General features: G+C 68.8%; 20 protein-coding genes. 6 read left to right on the forward strand and 14 right to left on the reverse strand.

The features are described from left to right. Nucleotides 1-35: 35 nt before the first annotated feature. The 4 genes from H7F30_RS13855 to dapE form a co-directional block, all read right to left on the reverse strand. Nucleotides 36-617 carry a cysteine hydrolase family protein gene (locus H7F30_RS13855; RefSeq protein ID WP_255417449.1) on the reverse strand — a complete coding sequence of 194 codons (582 nt, stop codon included), beginning with the start codon at nt 615-617 and terminating at the stop codon, nt 36-38. Between the two features lie 246 nt (nt 618-863). Then, nucleotides 864-1,223 carry a DUF202 domain-containing protein gene (locus H7F30_RS13860; RefSeq protein WP_165357817.1) on the reverse strand — a complete coding sequence of 120 codons (360 nt, stop codon included), beginning with the start codon at nt 1,221-1,223 and terminating at the stop codon, nt 864-866. Next, nucleotides 1,220-1,603 carry a YidH family protein gene (locus tag H7F30_RS13865; protein ID WP_255464870.1) on the reverse strand — a complete coding sequence of 128 codons (384 nt, stop codon included), beginning with the start codon at nt 1,601-1,603 and terminating at the stop codon, nt 1,220-1,222. Before H7F30_RS13865 ends, H7F30_RS13860 begins: the two co-directional genes overlap by 4 nt. Before the next feature lie 23 nt (nt 1,604-1,626). Beyond that, nucleotides 1,627-2,697, reverse strand: coding sequence for a succinyl-diaminopimelate desuccinylase (dapE, locus tag H7F30_RS13870; RefSeq protein WP_187035784.1), 1,071 nt, complete (start codon nt 2,695-2,697; stop codon nt 1,627-1,629). 70 nt (nt 2,698-2,767) lie between these two features. Between dapE and dapD the strand changes: the two genes are divergently transcribed. Beyond that, a complete protein-coding gene (gene dapD / locus H7F30_RS13875) occupies nt 2,768-3,697 on the forward strand; it encodes a 2,3,4,5-tetrahydropyridine-2,6-dicarboxylate N-succinyltransferase (RefSeq protein ID WP_187035786.1) in 930 nt (309 codons plus the stop codon). Nucleotides 3,698-3,849: 152 nt separating this feature from the next. Continuing rightward, the gene (locus H7F30_RS13880; RefSeq protein ID WP_187035788.1) at nt 3,850-4,056 is read left to right on the forward strand and encodes a hypothetical protein; all 207 of its coding nucleotides are present in this window, start codon (nt 3,850-3,852) and stop codon (nt 4,054-4,056) included. A 71-nt stretch (nt 4,057-4,127) separates the two neighbouring features. Here H7F30_RS13880 and H7F30_RS13885 read toward each other — a convergent pair whose 3' ends face one another. The 3 genes from H7F30_RS13885 to fdxA all read right to left on the reverse strand — a co-directional run bounded on the left by H7F30_RS13885 (nt 4,128) and on the right by fdxA (nt 7,091). Continuing rightward, the gene (locus tag H7F30_RS13885; protein WP_187035790.1) at nt 4,128-5,390 is read right to left on the reverse strand and encodes a citrate synthase; all 1,263 of its coding nucleotides are present in this window, start codon (nt 5,388-5,390) and stop codon (nt 4,128-4,130) included. A 121-nt stretch (nt 5,391-5,511) separates the two neighbouring features. Continuing rightward, complete coding sequence (gene dapC / locus H7F30_RS13890; RefSeq protein ID WP_187035792.1) at nt 5,512-6,627, reverse strand: succinyldiaminopimelate transaminase; 1,116 nt, start codon at nt 6,625-6,627, stop codon at nt 5,512-5,514. 140 nt (nt 6,628-6,767) lie between these two features. Further along, on the reverse strand, nt 6,768-7,091 hold the full coding sequence (gene fdxA, locus H7F30_RS13895) for a ferredoxin (RefSeq protein WP_047310317.1): 324 nt from the start codon (nt 7,089-7,091) through the stop codon (nt 6,768-6,770). A gap of 119 nt (nt 7,092-7,210) precedes the next feature. Here fdxA and H7F30_RS13900 point away from each other — a divergent pair, with 119 nt between their 5' ends. Genes H7F30_RS13900 through H7F30_RS13915 form a run of 4 tightly spaced genes read left to right on the forward strand, consistent with a single transcriptional unit; the run spans nt 7,211 to nt 10,578 of the window. Next, entirely contained in the window at nt 7,211-8,278 is a 1,068-nt protein-coding gene (locus H7F30_RS13900) for a GNAT family N-acetyltransferase (RefSeq protein WP_187035794.1), read from the forward strand. A gap of 31 nt (nt 8,279-8,309) precedes the next feature. Next, complete coding sequence (locus H7F30_RS13905; RefSeq protein ID WP_187035795.1) at nt 8,310-9,092, forward strand: LamB/YcsF family protein; 783 nt, start codon at nt 8,310-8,312, stop codon at nt 9,090-9,092. Further along, entirely contained in the window at nt 9,089-9,715 is a 627-nt protein-coding gene (locus H7F30_RS13910; protein ID WP_222617813.1) for an allophanate hydrolase subunit 1, read from the forward strand. Before H7F30_RS13905 ends, H7F30_RS13910 begins: the two co-directional genes overlap by 4 nt. Continuing rightward, complete coding sequence (locus tag H7F30_RS13915) at nt 9,712-10,578, forward strand: biotin-dependent carboxyltransferase family protein (RefSeq protein ID WP_187035798.1); 867 nt, start codon at nt 9,712-9,714, stop codon at nt 10,576-10,578. The genes H7F30_RS13910 and H7F30_RS13915 overlap by 4 nt, the downstream gene beginning before the upstream one ends. Nucleotides 10,579-10,617: 39 nt before the next feature. Here H7F30_RS13915 and H7F30_RS13920 read toward each other — a convergent pair whose 3' ends face one another. The 7 genes from H7F30_RS13920 to typA all read right to left on the reverse strand — a co-directional run bounded on the left by H7F30_RS13920 (nt 10,618) and on the right by typA (nt 20,661). Further along, nucleotides 10,618-11,103, reverse strand: coding sequence for a hypothetical protein (locus tag H7F30_RS13920; protein WP_047310321.1), 486 nt, complete (start codon nt 11,101-11,103; stop codon nt 10,618-10,620). 124 nt (nt 11,104-11,227) lie between these two features. Continuing rightward, nucleotides 11,228-12,217 carry a hypothetical protein gene (locus H7F30_RS13925; protein ID WP_187035800.1) on the reverse strand — a complete coding sequence of 330 codons (990 nt, stop codon included), beginning with the start codon at nt 12,215-12,217 and terminating at the stop codon, nt 11,228-11,230. 138 nt (nt 12,218-12,355) lie between these two features. Further along, nucleotides 12,356-15,268 carry an FAD-binding and (Fe-S)-binding domain-containing protein gene (locus H7F30_RS13930; protein WP_187038096.1) on the reverse strand — a complete coding sequence of 971 codons (2,913 nt, stop codon included), beginning with the start codon at nt 15,266-15,268 and terminating at the stop codon, nt 12,356-12,358. Between the two features lie 81 nt (nt 15,269-15,349). Continuing rightward, a complete protein-coding gene (locus tag H7F30_RS13935) occupies nt 15,350-17,068 on the reverse strand; it encodes a VanW family protein (protein WP_187035802.1) in 1,719 nt (572 codons plus the stop codon). Between the two features lie 108 nt (nt 17,069-17,176). Then, entirely contained in the window at nt 17,177-17,680 is a 504-nt protein-coding gene (locus H7F30_RS13940; RefSeq protein WP_047310324.1) for a flavin reductase family protein, read from the reverse strand. Continuing rightward, on the reverse strand, nt 17,677-18,624 hold the full coding sequence (locus tag H7F30_RS13945; RefSeq protein WP_187035804.1) for a PIG-L family deacetylase: 948 nt from the start codon (nt 18,622-18,624) through the stop codon (nt 17,677-17,679). The genes H7F30_RS13940 and H7F30_RS13945 overlap by 4 nt, the downstream gene beginning before the upstream one ends. A 123-nt stretch (nt 18,625-18,747) precedes the next feature. Next, on the reverse strand, nt 18,748-20,661 hold the full coding sequence (typA, locus tag H7F30_RS13950; protein WP_187035806.1) for a translational GTPase TypA: 1,914 nt from the start codon (nt 20,659-20,661) through the stop codon (nt 18,748-18,750). Nucleotides 20,662-20,711: the final 50 nt, after the last annotated feature.

The raw sequence follows: 20,711 nt of genomic DNA on the forward strand, positions 1-20,711 counted from the left end.
CGCCCTTCGTCGTTCGGGTGAGCTCGCTCTCGTGGTCAGCGCTTCGCGAGGTCCGCCACCACCTCGGCAACGGTCGCGACGCCACCGATCGAGGGGATGTCGTGGCCGAGCGAGGCACGCTGACGTTCGGGGTCACCGTCGACGACGGCGTCGGAGACGACCGTGACGGTGAAGCCCTCGTCGAACGCGCTGCGCGCGCTCGCCTCGACGCCCGCGCCCATGGCGATGCCGGTGAACACGACCTGCGTCACGCCCTCGGCGCGCAGCTTCTCCGCGAGGTCGGTGCGGGAGAAGGCACTGATGGTGCGCGGCTTGTCGATGTGAAGGTCACCCTCGCGGGCAGGCAGCCGCCCATCGAGGTCGGCGAACCACTCGGGCAGTTCGTCGTCCTCGGGAATCGGGCGCTCGACGCGCCCCGGCGGCAGGCCGGTGGCGTGCACCCAGACGACGGGCAGCCCCGCCGCGTGGAAGGCGTCGGCGAGCGTTACGTTCGCCTCGACGAGCTGATCGGCGACCTCCTTGGGCGGCATCGCAAGGATGCCCTTCTGGACGTCGACGACGACGAGGGCGGTGCGGGAATCGAGAGGTAGTACGGGTGTTCTTCCTTCCGTACGGATATGAGTGAGCGCCGACGCTCACGCTGGGCGGAGCGTCCTGCCGAGACCAACGACGGACGAGTCCCTCTTCATGCAGCAGCGGAGCGGGTTGTCGGCCGGCGCGAACGCTGCCGATGATGACGGCGAGGACGGGCTTGGACATGAGGTGGTCTCCTGGATTTAATTCCAACGATTCAGTTGGAAGTTTCGTCACGCCGAACCAGCCGCGCAAAACCACGAATTTGCAGGCGCCGAGTCGGAGTCCGCTCAGCCGCGCAGGAGGAGAACGATCTCTCCGAGGCCGAGCACGACGACGACGGCGCTCAGCCCGATGACGCTCTTGAGCGCGGGCTCGCGCCGCTCGCCCAACAGCCGCCGGGTGGCGTTGCGATAACGCAGGCGGGCCGTCGCGGACAGGACGAGCGCCGCAGCCGCGCAGAAGCTCGTCAGAACGAGCGCGGCCACGCCGTAATCAGGGACGAAGCGCAGTTGGAAGAGCCCCGCCACGAACAGGGCGAGGCACGTTCGTCCCCAGGCGAGGGTGGTGCGCTCGGGCTGCAGCCCCGGATCGGCGTGCCGCCGCTCGGCGGACCCGGGACGACGCCTCGCCGGGTGCAGGTCGGTCACCGGTTCAGCGTCGCGATCATGAGCACGGTCACGATCGACGCCACAGCGCCCGTGCCGCACAGGAGCGGAACGAGCAACGGCACCGGCAGGGGCCGCCCGCTTCGCATGCTTCGTTCGACGCTCAGCCATCGAGCGCCCGCCATGACGGAGATGACGAGGCCGGTGAGGACGACCAGCACAGCAACGACGCGCCGCCACACCTCGGGCATGAAGTCGTTCGTGAAGGCCTCGACAGCCACGCCGCCCGCGACGAAGGCGAGCGCGGTGCGCATCCACGCGAGGAAGGTGCGCTCGTTGGCCAGGGTGAAGCGTGGGTCTGGTTCCTCACCGTGCGGCAGGAGACGACGCGCCAGTGGTGACCGTCCGTCGGGTTCGCTCACAGCGTCCTCCCGCACCCGATCGCTCAGGCGAGCCAGCCGGTGAGCGCCTCGAGGGCGTCGACGATCTGGTCCTCGGAGCACCATTCGTCGTCCATGTGGGCGACGTTCGGGTCGCCGGGGCCGAAGTTGACCGCGGGCACGCCGACGGCCGAGAAGCGGGCCACGTCGGTCCACCCCTCCTTGGCCACAACGGGCAGGTCGAGCGCCTCGACGAAGGCCTTCGCGGCCAGGCGATCGAGGCCGGGGCGCGCTCCCCCGGCGAGGTCGTCGCACTCGAGGTCGAAGCCGTCGAAGAAGGCGGTGACGTAGGCGAGCGCCTCGTCGGCGCTCTTGTCCGGGGCGAAGCGGTAGTTGACCGTCACGGTGCAGGCGTCCGGGATGACGTTGCCCGCGATGCCACCGGAGATGTTCACCGCGTTGAGGCCCTCGTGGTAGTCGAGGCCGTCGACGTTCACCGTCTGCGGTTCGTACTCGCGCAGGCGGTTCAGGATGTCGGCCGCCCTGTGGATGGCGTTGTCGCCCTTCCACGGGCGCGCCGAGTGCGCAGCGAGGCCCTTGGTGCGCACGTGGACGCGCAGCGTGCCCTTGCAGCCGCCCTCGATGCCACCGTTCGTCGGTTCGAGCAGGACGGCGAAGGCCGCGCCCTCGAGCAGGTCGGGACGGGTGCGCGCGATGCGCCCGAGACCGTTGTACTGGTCCTCGATCTCCTCGCCCTCGTAGAACACGAAGGTGACGTCGCGGTTGGGTGCGACGAGATCGTGCGCGAGCTTGAGCTGGACGGCGACGCCGCCCTTCATGTCGGTCGTGCCGCGCCCCCACAGCTTGCCGTCCACGCGCTTGACGGGCAGGTTCGCCGGCTCGCTCGTGAGCGGCACGGTGTCGATGTGCCCCGCCAGAACGATGCGCTCGTCACGGCCCAGGCTCGTGCGTGCCACGAGCGAGTTGCCGTCCCGCACGACCTCGAGGTGATCGAGCTTCGCGAGCTCCGTCTCGATGGCGTCGGCGAGCGCCGCTTCGTTCAACGAGACCGACTCGATGTTGCACAGCGATTCGGTGAGCGTGACGACGTCCTGCGTGAGATCGAGAGAAGCCATGCGCCCACCCTAAGTGCTCGGCTCCCGAAACGGCCTGCCCGCAGCGGGGCCGGTCGCTAGGCTCGGGCGCATGACTGACGCACGTACCGCCTGGGGCTTCGGCCTCGCCACCGTGACCGATGACGACACCACCCTCGACACGTGGTACCCCGCCCCAGCGGTGGGCGAACCCGACGAGGACGCCGGCGCCCCGGCGGAGCTCCTCGTCCTCGAGGGCAAGGACGCCGACCGCGGCGTGACCCTGCGTGTCGTGCGCACCGTCGTCGACCTCGACGCCTCCCCGCGCGACGCCTCGGACGCCTACCTACGCCTGCACCTGCTCAGCCACCGCCTCGTCGCGCCGAACACGATCAACCTCGACGGCCTCTTCGGCGCACTCGCCAACGTCGTCTGGACGAACTTCGGCCCCTGCGCCGTCGAGGGCTTCGAGATGACGCGCGCCCGGCTGCGCCAGCGCGGGCAGGTCTCGGTCTACGGCATCGACAAGTTCCCCCGCATGACCGACTACGTCACCCCGAGCGGCGTGCGCATCGCCGACGCCGACCGCGCCCGCCTGGGCGCGCACCTGGCCGAGGGCACCACCGTCATGCACGAGGGCTTCGTCAACTTCAACGCCGGCACGCTCGGGCACTCGATGGTCGAGGGGCGCATCAGCCAGGGCGTCGTCGTCGGCAACGGGTCCGACATCGGCGGCGGAGCATCGATCATGGGCACTCTCTCCGGCGGCGGCACGCAGCGCGTGTCGCTCGGCGAGCGCTGCCTCCTCGGCGCGGAGGCCGGCCTCGGCATCGCGCTCGGTGACGACTGCGTCGTCGAGGCGGGCCTGTACATCACCGCAGGTACGAAGGTGACGATGCCCGACGGCAGCGTGAAGAAGGCCGTCGAACTCTCCGGCGGAAACAACATGCTGTTCATCCGCAACTCCGCCACGGGCGCCGTCGAGTGCCGTGCGCGTGCGGGCAAGGGCATCGAGCTCAACGCCGATCTGCACGCCAACTGACGCCACGGCTCGTTCCGCTCGGCCCTCCCCGCCACACGGCGGGGAGGGCCGAGCGTCGTTGATAGCGAAATTGCACGCATCGCAAGGGGTGTCCAGGCGCCCCACCGCGTGTCATAGTGAGCCCACCAACCCCGGCACCGGAAGGACGCGCCATGACGACCTCACACGTCTCGAGGATTCCCGAGCGCCCGGACCCGGTTCGTACCCACGACCTCCAAGCCGCGACAGCCCCCGGCCTCCAGTTCGCCTCCCAGCTCAACGGTGAGCGTCGCAGCAACCGGATCGTGGCCTGGCTCCTGCTCGTGGCGGTTCTCGCTCTTGTTCTTCTCATCGTCCTCGGCTGGATCGGCCTGTTCTGAGGCCACCCACGACCACGCGAAGCGGCCCGCCACCCCTCGAGGGGTGGCGGGCCGCTTCGGCAACTCGGCGATCAGGCCGGGTAGCTGCGCTCGGTGGCGCCGGTGTAGACCTGACGCGGTCGGCCGATCTTCTTGGCCGGGTCCTGGTTCTGCTCACGCCACTGCGCGATCCAACCGGGCATACGGCCGATGGCGAACAGGACGGTGAACATGTCCGTCGGGAAGCCCATCGACTTGTAGATGAGGCCGGTGTAGAAGTCGACGTTGGGGTAGAGCTTGCGCTGGACGAAGTAGTCGTCCTTGAGCGCGGTCTCCTCGAGGCCCATGGCGAGTTCGAGCTGCTCGTCCTTGCCGTTCTTCTCGAGGATCGTGTGCGTCGTCTTCTTGACGATGGCCGCACGCGGGTCGTAGCTCTTGTAGACGCGGTGACCGAAGCCCATGAGCTTCACGCCGTCGACCTTGTTCTTGACCTTGTCCATGAAGGACTCTGCCGTGTCGCCCGTCGACTGGATTGTCTCGAGCATCTCGAGGACGGCCGAGTTGGCGCCGCCGTGCAGCGGACCCGAGAGGGCGCCGATGCCTGCGGTGATCGACTGGAAGAGGTCGGCCTCCGAGGAGCCCACCATGCGCACCGTCGAGGCGGAGCAGTTCTGCTCGTGGTCGGCGTGCAGGACGAAGAGCATGGCCAGTGCGTCGACCGTCTCCTTGTCCTCCTTCTTGCCGAACATCATGTGCATGAAGTTCTCGACGTACTCGAGCGACGGGTCGGGAGCGATGAAGCTCTCGCCGATCGACTTGCGGTACGCGTAGGCAGCGAGCGTCGGGATGGCGCCGAGGAGAGCGGCCGAGGCCTTCTCGATAGCGGCCTCGTCCTTGATCGACAGCGAGTCGGCGTAGTAGGTGCCGAGCGCCGGGACGACCGAGGAGAGGATGTGCATCGGGTGCGCGCCCTCGGGGAAGGCGTCGAAGATCTTCTCGAGGCCCTCGGGAAGCACGGACGCTTCGCGCACGGCTTCCTTGAGGGTGGAAAGGCGCTCCTGGGACGGCAGTTCACCGTCGAACAGCAGAGCGGCGACCTCGAGGAAGGTGGCATGCTCGGCCAGTTCGTCGATCGGGTAGCCGCGGTAACGCAGGATGCCCTCGTCACCGTCGATGTAGGTGATGGCGGACTTGCACGCCGCCGTGTTGACGAAGCCGACGTCGAGCGTGACGTTGCCGGTCTCCTTCATGAGGGACGAGATGTCGTAACCACTGCAGCCCTCGACCGCGGGCACGAGCGGGAACTCGAGTTCCTTGCCGTCGGCCGAGAACGTGGCGTTGCCCTGTGAAGTCATTCGGTTGTTCCTCCTTGCGGACCGGCAGGGTTGTACCGGAGTAGCGAGCACGACGTTACCCGAGAATTTCCCCTGCTTTTAATCCGCTACTCGTACGTAGTCGGAAATCGTTGACGGACTGTCAAAGTGTTGTGAGGCGCGTCACAGCGGCATGGATGCGCTCGTCGGTCGCGGTGAGCGCGATGCGCACGTGCGCCTCCCCGGCGCGGCCGTAGAAGTCGCCGGGCGCGACGAGAATGCCGAGTTCGGCGAGGTCGGCGACCGACTCGCGACACGGGCGGCCCTGGGTGGCCCAGAGGTACAGCCCGGCGTCGGAGTGATCGATGCGCCAGCCCGCCTTCTCGAGGGCGGGGCGCAGCATCGCGCGACGCGCGGCGTAAACCTTCTTCTGCGCGGCCACGTGCTCGTCGTCCCCGACGGCCACCTCGAGAACCCGCTGCACCGGACGGGGCACGATCATGCCCGCGTGCTTGCGCACCTCGACGAGGCGTCCGACGATCGCCGGGTCCCCGGCGACGAAGCTCGCCCGGTAACCGGCGAGGTTCGACTGCTTGCTCAGGGAGTAGACCGAGAGCAGGCCCGTGTGGTCACCACCGCACACGCGGTCGTCGAGGATGCTCGGCGCTGTGAGGTTGCCGGGGCTGCCGGCACCTTCGCGCCAGTCGAGCTCGGCGTAGCACTCGTCGCTGGCGACGATGACGCCCCGCTCACGCGCCCACGAGACGACCTTGGCCAGGTGTTCGACGGCCAGCACCTGCCCGGTCGGGTTGCCGGGGCTGTTGAGCCACAGCAGCTTCGGCACCTCGGGGCCGAACTCGGTGAGGTTGCGCATCGGGCGCGGCGTTGCGCCGGCGAGGCGCGCACCGACGTCGTACGTCGGGTAGGCCACCTCGGGGAAGGCGACGACGTCGCCGGGGCCCAGACCGAGCAACGTCGGCAGCCAGGCGACGAGCTCCTTCGAACCGATCGTCGGCAGGACGCCGTCCGGGTTGACGCCGGTTGCGTTGCGCCGGCGCGCATACCAGCCCGCGATGGCCTCGCGCAGGGGCGGCGTGCCCCAGACCTGGGGGTAGCCGTGCGCGTCGGCGGCCTCCGCCAACGCCTCCTGGAGGACGCGGGGCGTGGGGTCCACGGGCGTGCCGACGCTGAGGTCGACGATGCCGTCGGGGTGCTCCTGGGCCTTCGCCTTGGCCGCAGCCAAGGAATCCCAGGGGAAATCGGGGAGATCGAGCGCCATGCGTCCATCCTCTCACCGGGTGCGACGCGGGATTCGCACTGTCCACGCATCCGGGTGACCACGCTCTCGGGAATACGCGAAGCCCGCCGCCCCACACGGGACGACGGGCAGCACGTCGGTCACGACGAAGAGGCTTCGCCTCACTCCTCGTTCTGCGGAGGCAGCTCCGCGATGATCGGGTGGTCCTTCTTGATGACGCCCATCTTGGCGGCGCCACCGGGCGAACCGAGGTCGTCGAAGAACTCGACGTTCGCCTTGTAGTAGTCGGCCCACTCCTCGGGGGTGTCATCCTCGTAGTAGATGGCCTCGACCGGGCAGACCGGCTCGCAGGCACCACAGTCGACGCACTCGTCAGGGTGGATGTAGAGCGAACGCTCACCTTCGTAGATGCAGTCGACCGGGCACTCTTCGATGCAGGCCTTGTCCTTGACATCGACACAGGGCTGGGCGATGACGTAGGTCACGAATAGCTCCTCGCTGATCGTCGTGCGTTGCGCTTTCGACTGCGGAAGCAAAAGCGAACGTTATGCATTTCAGAACATTACGTTACCAACGTTCCGAGTCCCACTCCTAGTATGCCGATGTGAGCAACTCCCCTGGAAATCGGCCCGACCCCACGTCCGCGCTGCGGGAGGGCACCCGCGTCATGGTGCGCCGCCGGTTGAGCGACGCCGAGAGGGGCTCCGCCGCCGGGACGCCGGGCGCCGGGCACACCCTCACCGACGTCGTCGGCACCCTCGTGCGTCGCGATGTTTCGACGCTCGTCGTCGAACCGCGGCGCGGGCCGCACGTCGAGATCGCGGTGTCGGATGTCGTGGCCGCCAAGGAGATTCCGCCGTCGCCCGGGCGGCGAGGCCGCCCGCACCGGGCCGTCACGGTGAGCGACCTCGAGGAACTCATGGTGGATGGCTGGCGCCCGCTCGAGGTCGAACGCCGTGGGCGCTGGCTGCTGCGAGCCGGCGAGGGCTACACGCGGCGGGCCAACTCGTGCCTCGTTCTCGGGCCCACCGAGCGGGAAACCGTGACGGCGCTCGACGACATCATCACCTGGTACCGCGAACGAGGCTTGCCGCCCCTGCTCCAGGTACCGCTCGCACCGGGCTTCGGACCGCAGGACGACGACTTCGTCCGTGAGGTCACGGCCCTGGGGTGGCAGGTGACCTCCCCGACGCTCGTCATGACGGCGGCGAGCGCCGAGGTGAGCGACCGAGGCACCGAGCCTTCGGCGAGGTCACTGCACGTCGAGGTCGACGCGGACATCACGCACGAGTGGTGGCAACTCGCCGACGAGCGCGCCCGCTCGCACGACGCCGTGGCACGACGGATCCTCACCGGCTCGCAGAATCAGGCCTTCGTCACAGTGCGCGAGGAAGGCGTGACGGTGGCGCACGGGCGCATGGCCCTCGCTCAGGGTTGGGGCGGGTTGTTCGAGGTTGCCGTCACGCCCGAGCGGCGCCGACGCGGTCTCGCGCGAGCCCTCGTCGGGCGGTGTGCCGACGAAGCGGCTCGCCGCGGTGCGCGCTCGCTCTACCTTCAGGTCGGTGCCGAAAACACGCCTGCCGTTGCGCTCTACAAGAGCCTCGGGTTCACGGTGCACCACACCTACGTCTACCTTCGCGCGCCCGAACCGGCGAGCCCGCGAACCGCTTGACGCGCCCGTGCGAGTCGACGATTCTGCCTGCATGTCTGCCGACGCGCGCACCATCGACCTCAACGCCGACATGGGCGAATCCTTCGGGGCCTGGACAATGGGCGACGACGCAGCCCTCCTCGATGTCGTCTCCTCGGCGAACGTCGCCTGCGGCTTTCACGCAGGCGACCCCCTCGTCCTCGCCCGCACGTGTGCCGCAGCAGCCGAGCGGGGCGTCACGATCGGCGCGCACGTCGCCTACCGCGACCTCACCGGCTTCGGGCGCACCTTCGTCGACGTCGAACCCGCCCGCCTCAAGGCCGAGGTGCTCTACCAGCTCGCCGCCATCGACGGCGTCGCCCGCGCGCACGGCACGAGCGTCGGTTACGTGAAACCCCACGGGGCGCTCTACAACGCCATCGTCCACCACGAAGCGCAGGCCGAGGCCGTCGTCCGAGCCGTCGAGCGGTTCAACGCGGCCGCGCGGAAGCCGCTCGCGATCCTGGGGTTGCCCGGTGGCGTCGTGCTCGACCTCGCCGAGTCCCGCGGTATCCGCGCCGTGCGTGAGGCCTTCGCCGACCGCGCCTACACCGCCGAAGGAACCCTCGTCCCGCGGCGCGAACCCGGCGCAGTCCTCCACGACCCCGCCCTCGTCGCCGAGCGCATGCTCTCGCTCGTGACGACCGGCGAGGTCGAAGCCATCGACGGTTCGCGGGTGCGCGTCGACGCCGAGTCCATCTGCGTCCACGGCGATTCGCCCGGTGCCGTGGACATGGCGGTACGCGTCAAGGAGTCGCTCACCGGAGCCGGCGCGGCGATCGCGGCGTTCGTGTGACGTTCGAGCTGCGCCCGGTCGGGGAGCGTGCCTTCCTCATCGACCTCACCGATGCCCAAGAACGTCGCAGGGTCGACGCGGCTCTGCGCCGCACGTCGATCGACGGCGTCGTCGAGCAGGTTGCGGCAGCGACGACCGTGCTCGTGCGCTGCACCGATCCGGACGCCGTGGCCGGAGTGGCAGCGGCTGTGCGGGCGCTCGACCTGACCGAAGAAGCTCATGGCAACGAAGCGACGAGCGACGTCGTCGAGCTCAGGGTGCGCTACGACGGCGAGGATCTCGACTGGGTGGCAGAGCACCTGTGCATCGACGCCGACGAGGTCGTGTCGCGCCACACCGGCCAGCTCTGGACGGTCGAATTCGCAGGGTTCATGCCGGGGTTCGGTTACCTCATCGGCTCTGACGGCGGCCTCACCGTTCCCCGCCGCGAGTCACCTCGAACCCGGATTCCTGCCGGTTCGGTTGCGCTCGCCGGCGACTTCACCGGCCTCTACCCCCGCTCCTCCCCCGGTGGCTGGCAGCTCATCGGAACGAGCGACGTCGACCTGTGGAACGCGGATTGCACGCCGCCGGCCCTGCTCGTACCAGGCACGCGGGTGCGGTTTGTCGAGGAGGACCGATGAGCCTCGTCGTGAAGGCGCTCGGGCCGCTGGCCCTCGTCGAGGATCTCGGACGCCCCGGGTATGGCCACCTCGGGGTGTGTCCCTCCGGCGCGGCCGATCGAGCGAGCCACCGACTGGCGAACGCCCTCGTCGGCAATGCAGAGGATGCGGCCACCGTCGAGGTGCTTCTCGGGGGTCTGCGCGCGAGCGTGACGACCGATGCCGTCATCGCGCTCACCGGAGCGCCCGCGGCAGTGAACGTGGCCGGGCGTCCTGTCGCCTTCGGCGAGGCCGTGCACTTGCGGGCGGGTGACGACATCGCCGTCGGTGCGCCGACGCACGGCCTGCGTACCTACCTCGCCGTTCGCGGTGGCTTTGCGGTGGCGCCGGTGCTCGGATCGCGTTCGAGCGACCCGACGACAGGCCTGGGGCCCGCCCCGGTGACGGTCGGCGACGAACTGCCGTTCGGCGACGACACCGCAGGCGACGTACCGGGCGTCGATGCCGGCACCGCGTTCGTGCGCTCCGGTGACCTGTTGCTCCGCGCGGTGTGGGGGCCACGTGACGACTGGTTCACCGACGAAGCTCGCGCCGCGTTCACGGCGAAGGCGTGGGAGGTGAGCGCCGAGGGTGATCGAGTCGGCGTCAGGTTGCTGGGGTCAGCTCTGGAGCGGTCGCGCGTTGGCGAGTTGGCGAGCGAAGGACTCGTGCGCGGAGCGATCCAGGTACCCGCGAACGGTCAGCCGATCGTGTTTCTCGCCGACCACCCCACGACGGGCGGCTACCCCGTCATCGCCGTGATCCGCGACGAGGACGTCGACCATCTCGCTCAGGCTCGGCCCGGCACCCGCGTGCGCTTCGTCTGCGAGCGCCGAACGCTCTGACCGAGCCTGGCCGAGTGACCGCGGAGGTCGGAGGTTCCCTCAGCGACGGTGCGTGAGGCGACGTGCGGCGAGGGCGACCCCGACGCCGATCACCACGCCCACCCCGGCGCGCAAGAGGTGCGCGCCCGTCGTGAGGTCGTCGGCCACGAGGTTGGTGTGCCTCGGCCCACCCACGAGACCGACGAGAGCCGCGACGAGGGCTCCGCTCAGGAGGAGAACGGCGGGCGCCAGCATGAGCGCCGCGAGAATCGTGGCGCGCGAATCGAACCCGGCAACCCGCGCACCGCCCGTCCAGGCCTTGGCCACCTGCCAGTGCGCGACGAGTAAGGCCAGCGCGGGCACGAGGCTCCACAGTGCGGCGCTGCGGTTCCACCCGGTGAGCAGGCCGACGGGCTCGACGACCCAGACGGCAACGGCGCCGAGTGTCGCAGCGACGCCCATTCCAACGGCGAGGACGAGCAGGTCACGCCCGAATTCCTCGGTGAACGACGTCTCGTGCTCCTGCGTGGCTTCCCACATGGCCATGACCAACCCCCTGCAGTTGTTCGATCGACGTTCGCCGACCGCCTTCAACCCCTAGGACGCAGGGACGCTCCGTTCGGTTGCAACCGATCTGCGTCACTGTGGCGATGCCTGTGCCCGTCGCGTGTCAGCCGACGGGAAGCTGCGTGACGTCGGTGCGGGCACCACGTCGCACGAACTGCGGGAGGACGAGCGAGAGCAGCGCCGGAACGAGCACCCCGTAGTCACCCGAACCGCCTCCGCCGCTGCCCGCGGTGGGAAACGCGATGAAAGCGACGATCTCGGTGAGCAGCCCGGTGCCGATACCGAACGCGGCGAGGCCGTAGGCGAAGAAGGCAACGGCGCGCGTACCGAAACTGAGGGGTTGTCCACGCACCGCGAGCACACACCCGAGCGCCGAGACGAGGAGGAGGGCCGTGGCGATCAGCCCGATGACAGCCCGCTGGCCCGACGCTCCAGCGCTCCCGCTTCCACTGACGGTGGACAGCGCGACGTAGCGGTTGACGAGGGCCAGGGCGATCGCAATGACAACCGCCGCGACGGCGCTGCTCCACCCGAACCACGTCGGCAGTTCGTGCACCTGGCCGACGCCGCGGAGCACTGGGTTGCCGGCGTGAGGCACCGCCGAGGAGCTCGGCGCCACGGGGGCACTCTCGACGGCACTGTGCGGGGCCAGCAGGGTCTGCGACCGCCGGTCGGCATGCCGCTCGATCGCCCCGAGGCCGGCCACGAAACCGCCCGCGAGGGCAAGGTTGAAGCAGGTGAGGACGAGTGCGAGCCAGGCGCCATCGGGGCCGGCCAGGCCGAAGTCGTGGCCCTGCTCGCCGCCGAACGCACTGACGAGGAACCAGATCGCCGCCACGATGACGAGGACGAACGGAATCGTGGCGAAGGCACGGCCGAGATCGCCCACGCGCGAGGTCCACAGTCGCAACACGCACACGAGCGCTACGACGCCCGTGCCGACGCAGGTCACGACCGTGAGCGTCGAACCGAGGGCCGACGCGCCGTCGAACCCGTTGTTCGTGGCGAAGATCGCGACGAACCCGAACCAAGCCATGAAGAAGCTGACGACGACCGCGAGCAGCACCGCCGGGATCGACGTACTGCGTCTCACGACGACCACCCCGGGTCGCTGCGGAGCGCAGGCACCCTCTGATCGGTGGCCCTGCAGTGCGTCCTCGGTTGTCCCTTCGCTCGTGGGTTCACCGTAGACGCGCCGCACGGCCACGCGGCGCGAACGCGCCGAACTGCCCTACTGCTCGCTCTGGGCGCGATCGAGCATCTGCGCCAGGTGGATGCCCCGACGCTCCGTGAGGTCGGCGATCTGGGTGCGGCAGGAGAACCCGTCGGCCAGCACGTCGGCGTCGGGACGGGCATCCATGGCGGGGAGCAACTGCTGTTCGGCGACCTTGACGGAGACCTCGTAGTGCCCCTGTTCGACGCCGAAGTTGCCGGCGAGTCCGCAGCACCCGCCGAGCTGCTGGAGGTTCGCGCCGGCGTCCTTGAGCAGCTTCGCGTCGGGCGACCAGCCCATGACGCCGTGGTGGTGGCAGTGCGGCTGGGCGACGACGTCGGTGCCGCTCAAGTCGGGCGCGGTCCAGGCGTCGTCCCCGGCGAGGAACTCCGCGAGCGTCGAGGTCGATCGCGCGACGAGAGCAGCGTCCTCGTCACCGGGCAACAGTTCGGCGGAATCACCCCGAAGAACAGCTGTGCACGACGGCTCGAGCCCGATGACGGGCACGTGGCGGCGCGCGACCGGCGCGAGATCCCCCACGAGGCCGCGCAGCTGCTTCTTGGCCCCGTCGAGCTGGCCGGTGGAGATCCACGTCAGCCCGCAGCAGCCCGCGCGCTCGACGATGTAGGGCTCCCATCCCGCACGACGCAGCACGCGCACGGCGGCCTGACCGACGTCGGGCGAGAAGTGGTCGGTGAACGTGTCGACCATGATGACGACGGCGTTCTCACTCACCGTGCCGGCGCGGTCGGCGTCCTCGAAGAAGCCCACGTCGTGGGTGCGGCACCAGTCGCGGAACGACTCACGCGCCATCGCAGGAACGCTGCGGCGCGGGTCGACGCCGGCCACCTTCTTGAGCACCGGCACCTTCTGCGTCGTGGCCAGCGCGAGGTTGAACAGCCCCGTCGCGCGACGGCCCAGGCGAACCCACCGCGGCAGCTGACCGAGCGCATAGTGCGAGCGCGGCCGCACGCGCCCCTTGTACGTCTGGTGCAACACCTCGGACTTGAACGCCGGCATGTCGATACCGGTCGGACAATCAGAGGTGCAGCCCTTGCACGACAGACACAGGTCGAGCGCGTCGTGCACCTCCTTCGACTTCCAGCCGTCGCGCACGAAACCGCCGTCGAGGCCGCCGTTCACCATCTCTTGCAGCAGACGAGCACGACCGCGCGTCGAGTCCTTCTCGTCACCGGTGGCGGCGTAGCTCGGGCACATGACGTTCGTGGTGCCGAGCGTGCTGGCGCGACACTTTCCGACACCGGTGCACCGGTGGACGGCCTTCGCGAAGTCGCCGCCGTCGTGGGCGTAGGCAAGAGCCAGGTTCCTCGTCAGGGGCGCGACGTGTGCCATCCGGACGTCGGCCGCAGCAGGGTTGGGGTCGACGAGAACACCGGGGTTGAGCAGGTTCGTCGGGTCGAAGATCTCCTTGACTCCGGCGAACAGCCCGAGTGCCTCGGGCGAGTACATCGAGGCGAGGTACTCGCTGCGCGCCCGCCCGTCGCCGTGCTCGCCGGACATCGAACCGCCGTAGCTCGCCACGAGTTTGGCCGATTCCCCGAGGAACTCGGAGAGCACGTCGGTGCCGCCGGGCGCGCCGAGCGGGAAGTCGATGCGGATGTGCAGGCAGCCGTCACCGAAGTGGCCGTACGGCAGACCCGACAGGTCGTAGCTCGCCATGAGCGCGTCGAAGTCACGCAGGTACGCGCCCAGCTTCTCCGGCGGGACGGCGGCGTCCTCCCAACCCGGCCACGCGGGCAGATCCTTGGGCGAGCGCCCGGCCAGGCCGGCGCCGTCCTCGCGCACCTTCCACAGGGCCGTCGACTCGGCGACATCGGTGACGACGCGTCCGTCGAGAGCATTGCAGCCGACGAGGCAGGCCTCAGCGCGCGCCATGACCTCGGCGTGGTCGTCACCCGCGATCTCGACGAGCAGCCACCCCGAGCCCTTCGGCAGAGCGGGCACGGCCTGCGCGCCGCGGCGAGCGATGAGCACGTCGACCAAGCGACGATCCATGCCCTCACACGCGATGGGGTCGAAGGCGCGCAGGAGCGGTGCCGCGTCGCCGGCACTCGCCATGTCCTCGTAGCCGAGGGCGACGAGGACGCGGTGCGTCGGGTCGGTGACAAGACGCACCGTCGCCTCCGTGAGCACGCCGAGGGTACCCTCGGTGCCCGCCATGAAGCGGGTGACGTCGAAGCCGCGCTCGGGCAGGAGCGTCTCCATGGCGTAGCCGGAGACCTGGCGGTCGAAGCGACCGAACTCCTGACGGACCGTGGCGAGGTTGCCGCCGACGAGGGCGTCGAGCCGCTCGAGGTAGGGATGAGTCGACGTCAGCTGATCGCGCGGCGCACCATGGTCGAGGCGCAGCAACTCCCCTGCGGCCGTGGCCATCTCCATGCCGAGGAGGTTGTCGCTCGTCTTGCCGTACGCCAGCGCGCGCGAGCCGCACGCGTTGTTGCCGATCATGCCGCCGATCGTGCACCGGGTGTGCGACGACGGGTCCGGCCCGAATCGCACGCCGTGCGGCACGACGGCCTTCTGCAGGCTCTGGTGCACGACGCCCGCCTCGACGACGGCCCGGCCTGCTGCGACATCGACGTCGAGCACCTTGTTCATGTGCTTGCTGAAGTCGAGCACGATGCCCGGGCCCACGGCGTTGCCCGCACAGGACGTACCGGCGCCGCGGGGCGTGATCGGCACCCCGAGCATGCGTGCGACGGCGAGAGTCTCCAGCACGTCGTCGGTGTTGCGCGGACGCACGATCGCCCGCGGCAGCACGCGGTAGAGGCTTGCATCGCTCGAGTAGGCGGCGCGGTTCGTACCGTCGACGAGAACGTCGCCCACCTCGTGGTGCCGCAGTTCGTGCGCGATGGTTTCGACATCGATCGTCGCGGCGTGAGCGGTCACTTCGGCGGCAGGCTTCGGCATCGTGGTCACGTCGCCATTGTCCCCGAGCACGCTCGTGGACGCGTCACCCTGTCACGAGTCAAGACGTCGCCTGCGCGCGTCTCAGTTCTGACACGTGATGATGTCGTCCGGCTTGTACTTCGTGTGGATCTTCTCCGTACGCACGGTCGTCGAGCCCGACTTCAGTTCTCGGTAGACGTCGACGTCGAAGCCCGGAACACCGCCACCGACCGTGTTCTCACAACCCTTGACGTTCTTGACCGTGCGGTGCTTGGGCGGCTGAATGTTGTACTTGCCGCTCGTGCGGGTGGCCACGTCGTACTTCTTCGTGCCGTAGAAGTCCATGACGACCTTGTTCGACTCGACGTGGGCCTTGATGAGAATGGGCTTGCCGGTGTCGTTCGTCCACTTGTTGTCGATACCGGGGTTCCAGATCGTCGCTTCGCGACCCATCGGGTAGCGCGAGATGTACACGGCGTGCGCCGTGTGCTCATCGAGCTGGACACCGGCGAAGAACGCCGTGTTGTACATCGTCGTGGAGACCTGCGAGACGCCGCCGCCCATGCCGTCGAGGTGCAGACCACCCTGCAGCGTGCCCGCTTCGACGTACCCGGATTCCTTCGTGAACTCGTACCCGAGCGCGCGCAACAGGCTGAACTGCTCGCCCGGCTGGACGACGATGCCGTTGAGGCGGTTGATGGCCGTCGTGATGTTGTGAATGCGAGCCTGCTGGCTGGGGCCCGTGGGGAACGGCGACTCGAAGTGAGCCATGGAGGTGCTGGGCAGTGCCTCGACGTTGACGTCCTTGGCCATGACCGCCGGCTTCTGCTCCTTCATGGCGAGCGTGGCCTTGTGATCGCCCACGAGGGCGTCACCGACGATCTTGGCGACCTTCGACTCGTCGATCTCCTTACCCGAACGACCCTCGACGACGGACGGCTGACCGTCCTTCCAGACGACCTTGGCGTCGACTGCCGGAACGCGCATCTTGTCGCCGCGCGAGAGAACCGTCGTCAGCAGAGCCCTGGTGTCGACCTTGATCGCCGGCTTGCCGTCGGCCCCGGTCGTGGAGGAGATGACGTCGGAGACCTGAGCCGGCGTCAGGGTGACGCTCTGTCCGTTGGCACTGACCTCCAGCGGGGCAGACATCGCCTTCTTGGCGTCGCCCTCCGCGAAAGCCTGCACGGCGTTGTCCGAGGCGTCGGAGTTCTTCTCGACGAGCTCGGTCGTGTAGTCCGTCTTCTTCGGCCAGCCGCTCGCGATGGCGTCGGCGACCTTCTTCTCGTCGACGCCGTGGCCCGGTGCCCCGTCGACGATGGACACCTTGCCACCGATGAACTTGACGCGTCCCTGCTTCGGAGCACCGTCGATCTTCGACTCCGCAGCCTTCTTGACCAAGGTCGTCAGGGCGGTTTTGTCGACGGAGTACACCGGCTCGATCTTCTCGCCTCCGCCGTTGATCTGATCGAGCAGTCGGCTCGGGGAGAGGCTGAACTCGGTGACGCCGTCCAAGGTCTTCTCGGCGTCGGGCTTCCACGCGGATGCCGGCGCCAGGTCGAAGGACTGGTCGCCGGCCGTGACGTTCGCCTTCGTCGAGGCGTTCGGGTGCTTGAGCGTGAGGACCTGGCGGGTGGCCTGTTCGGACGTCATACCACCGATGCTCTTACCCGCGACGGTCGTGCCCTCGGGGATGGCGTCCTTGTAGTGGTAGCACGCGCCGACGTAGGCGGCCGCGGCGAGAGCGACGACACCGACGCCACTGCCGATGAGCAGGCCCTTCTTCCCTCGGCGCTCAGATGCGTTCCGTGCGTCGTCGCTCACTGAAACCCCTTGAATACCGTTCGTCGTGTGAACACCCATTGCAACACGAGTTCGAGGCTGCGGCGTGCACTCTGACGCTCGACGCGCCGCCGTTCACCCGAACGAGTGTCATACGAGGCGACCGAAGGCCCCGCGGTAGTACGTGAGGGCATCGCCGGGGTCGTCGCCGATCGCCAGCGACAGCACCTCACCGACGACGAGCGTGTGGTCGCCGGCGTCGAGCGTGCTGGTCGTGCGGCACTCGAACTCTGCCAGCGCACCGTCGAGGAGGGCGACATCGGTGACCTCGCCACGGTGGTGCGGGACGCGGTCGAGCTGCCCGTGCAGGGGGCGGCCACGCGTCGACAACCAACTCGCGGTCTTCTGAGCGTCCGCACCGAGCAGGGACACACCCCATTCGCCGCACTCCATGACGGCATCCCAGAAGCGCGCCTCGCGCTCGACGCTGATGAGCATGAGGACGGGCTCGAGCGAAACGCTCGTGAGGGAGTTGACCGTCATGGCGTGATCAAGACCGCCGGCCTTCGTCGTGACGACGCTGACGCCCGTGGCGAATCGCCCGATGGCCTTGCGGTAGTGGTCCGGGTCGACCGGTTCGTGGTGGCTGCTCATCGCGTCACCAGGGGTGCTCGGTGGACGTCGGTTCCCGGCCCGGCGTGCTCGCCGGGAGCCGCGGCACCGACACGTGCACGCGCTTCGGCGTCATAGCGGGCGTACCCCTCACGTCCGGAAAGTCGCGCAGCGATGTCGTTGGACAGGGCGTACACCTCGTCGACGACGGTGACCTGGGTGCGGTGGGCACGCAGCGCCCGGATCTGCGCTGTGACGGCCTGCTCGTCGACGACGGCGTGCGTCACCTCGGCGTCCTCCGCGACGGACGGCGGGAACGGGTCGTCGGCCGAGGGCACGAGGAAGCCCGTCTCCTCGAGGAACTGCGGGGAGCACATCGCGTGCAGCCAGGCCCGGTCCTCGACGGCCCACGAGCGCGGCGTCAGCGTGATGAACAGCTGCGGCTGTGTTCGCGACGCCGCGACGGCGGCGACGGTGACGTCGTGGGTGCGGATGTGATCGGGGTGGCCGTAGCCGCCCTGCTCGTCGTAGGTGACGACGACGTCCGGAGCGAGCGCATCGACGTAGGCCGCAACATCGGCCGCCACGGCGTCGATGTCACAGCTCGCGAAGGCGCGCGGGTGCGCGGCGGACGGCGTGCCGGCCATGCCGGAGTCGCGGAACGCAGGCGCCGACTCGCGCCCGCTGAGGCGACGGAACTCCTCGTCGCCGAGGATGACCGACGAGGTGACGGCCATGGCCTCCATTGCGGCGCGCAACTCGTCGCGGCGCACCTCGGCCAGCGGGTCGGCTGCGTCAGGATCACGCGCCTCGCCTGCGGGAAGTTCGAGGTGCTTGAGGTCGTCGGGGATGACCTCGCCCTCCTCCCCCAGCGTGCACGTGAGCACGTGCACCTCGTCGCCCGCGGCGACATGATGGGCCAACGCGACGCCCGTCCACAGCGATTCGTCGTCGGGATGTGCGTGAACGAAGAGCAGACGGGCCATGAGGTCAACCTTCGTACGGGATCGATCGAAACGCAAAGCGTTCGTGAAGCGTCCCCGGCAACGACGGCAACGACGAAGGCGGCCACCCCCGAGAGGGTGACCGCCTTCGTCAGGCGCGGAGCGTCAGCTCTTGGCCGCGTTCTTCGCACGCGACGTGGCGCGGGCACGCTCGTTCGCGTTGAGCACGACCTTGCGGATGCGCACGGCGGTCGGCGTCACCTCGCAGCACTCGTCCTCGCGGCAGAACTCGAGGCTCTGCTCGAGGGAGAGCTGCTTCGGCGGGATGACCTTCTCGAAGTTGTCGGCCGACGACGCACGCACGTTCGTCAGCTTCTTCTCCTTGGTGATGTTGACGTCCATGTCGTCGGCGCGGCTGTTCTCGCCGACGATCATGCCCTCGTACACCTCGGTGCCGGGCGTGACGAACAGGACGCCACGCTCCTGCAGGTTCACCATCGCGTACGACGTGACGGGGCCGCTGCGGTCGGCGACGAGCGAGCCGGCGACGCGCGTCGTGATAACGCCGAACCACGGCTCGTAACCCTCGTGGATGCTGTGCGCGATACCCGTACCGCGGGTCTCGGTGAGGAACTCGGTGCGGAAACCGATGAGGCCACGCGCCGGCACGACAAACTCCATGCGGATCCAACCGGTGCCGTGGTTCGTCATCTGCTCCATGCGGCCCTTGCGGGCGGCGAGCAGCTGCGTGATGCCACCGAGGTGCTCCTCGGGGGTGTCGATCGTGAGGCGCTCGGTCGGCTCGTGCAGCTTGCCGTCGATCTCACGCGTGACGACCTGCGGCTTGCCGACGGTTAGCTCGAAGCCCTCACGACGCATCTGCTCGACGAGGATGGCGAGCGCGAGCTCACCACGGCCCTGGACCTCCCAGGCGTCGGGACGCTCGGTGGGCAGAACGCGCAACGAGACGTTACCGATGAGCTCCTTGTCGAGGCGGTCCTTGACGAGGCGCGCCGTCACCTTGGTGCCGCGCTCCTTGCCGACGAGCGGCGAGGTGTTCGTACCGATCGTCATGGAGATGGCCGGCTCGTCGACCGTGATGAGCGGCAGCGGGATCGGGTTCTCGGCGTCGGCGAGCGTCTCACCGATCGTGATGTCGGAGATGCCGGCGACGGCGATGATGTCGCCGGGCCCGGCGGCCTTCTCGGACGGCTTGCGCTCGAGGCCCTCGGTCATGAGCAGTTCGGTGATGCGCACCTTCTGCTGCGTGCCGTCGGCCTTGCACCACGTGACCTGCTGGTTCTTGGCGATCTCGCCGTTGAACACGCGCAGCAGCGCGAGGCGGCCGAGGAAGTTGTCGGAGTCGAGGTTCGTGACGTGGGCCTGCAGCGGCGCCTCGTCGTCGTACGTCGGCGCCGGGATCGTGTCGAGGATCGTGCGGAACAGCGGCTCCACCGAGTCGCCCTCGGGCAGCGTGCCGTCCTCGGGGCGCGTCATCGAAGCGATGCCGTTCTTGCCCGAGGCGTACACGATCGGGAACTCGATCTGGTCCTCGTCGGCGTCGAGATCCATGAAGAGTTCGTAGACCTCGTCGATGACCTCGCCGATGCGCGCGTCGGGGCGGTCGACCTTGTTGATGCACAGGATGACCGGCATCTTCGCGTCGAGTGCCTTGCGCAGCACGAAGCGCGTCTGGGGCAGCGGGCCCTCGGACGCGTCGACGAGCAGGACGACGCCGTCGACCATGGAAAGGCCGCGCTCGACCTCGCCACCGAAGTCGGCGTGGCCGGGGGTGTCGATGATGTTGATGGTGACGAATTCGCCGTCAGCGAGCCCGGCGACTTCCTTGGCCGCCGGGCCGTTGTAGTGGATCGCGGTGTTCTTCGCGAGGATCGTGATGCCCTTTTCGCGCTCGAGGTCACCCGAGTCCATGACTCGCTCACCGGTCGACTCGACCGTGGCGCGCTCGGCGAAGACGCCGGCCTGCCAGAGCATCTTGTCGACCATGGTGGTCTTACCGTGGTCAACGTGGGCGACAATCGCGACGTTTCGGACGTCGTTACGGGACTTCAAAGCCATACTTCCCATTGTCGCAGGGTTTTTCCGTGCTCGAGGACACGTCGTTCGGA

The sequence above is a fragment of the Dermacoccus sp. PAMC28757 genome (genome assembly GCF_014302635.1).
Taxonomy (GTDB): domain Bacteria; phylum Actinomycetota; class Actinomycetes; order Actinomycetales; family Dermatophilaceae; genus Dermacoccus; species Dermacoccus abyssi.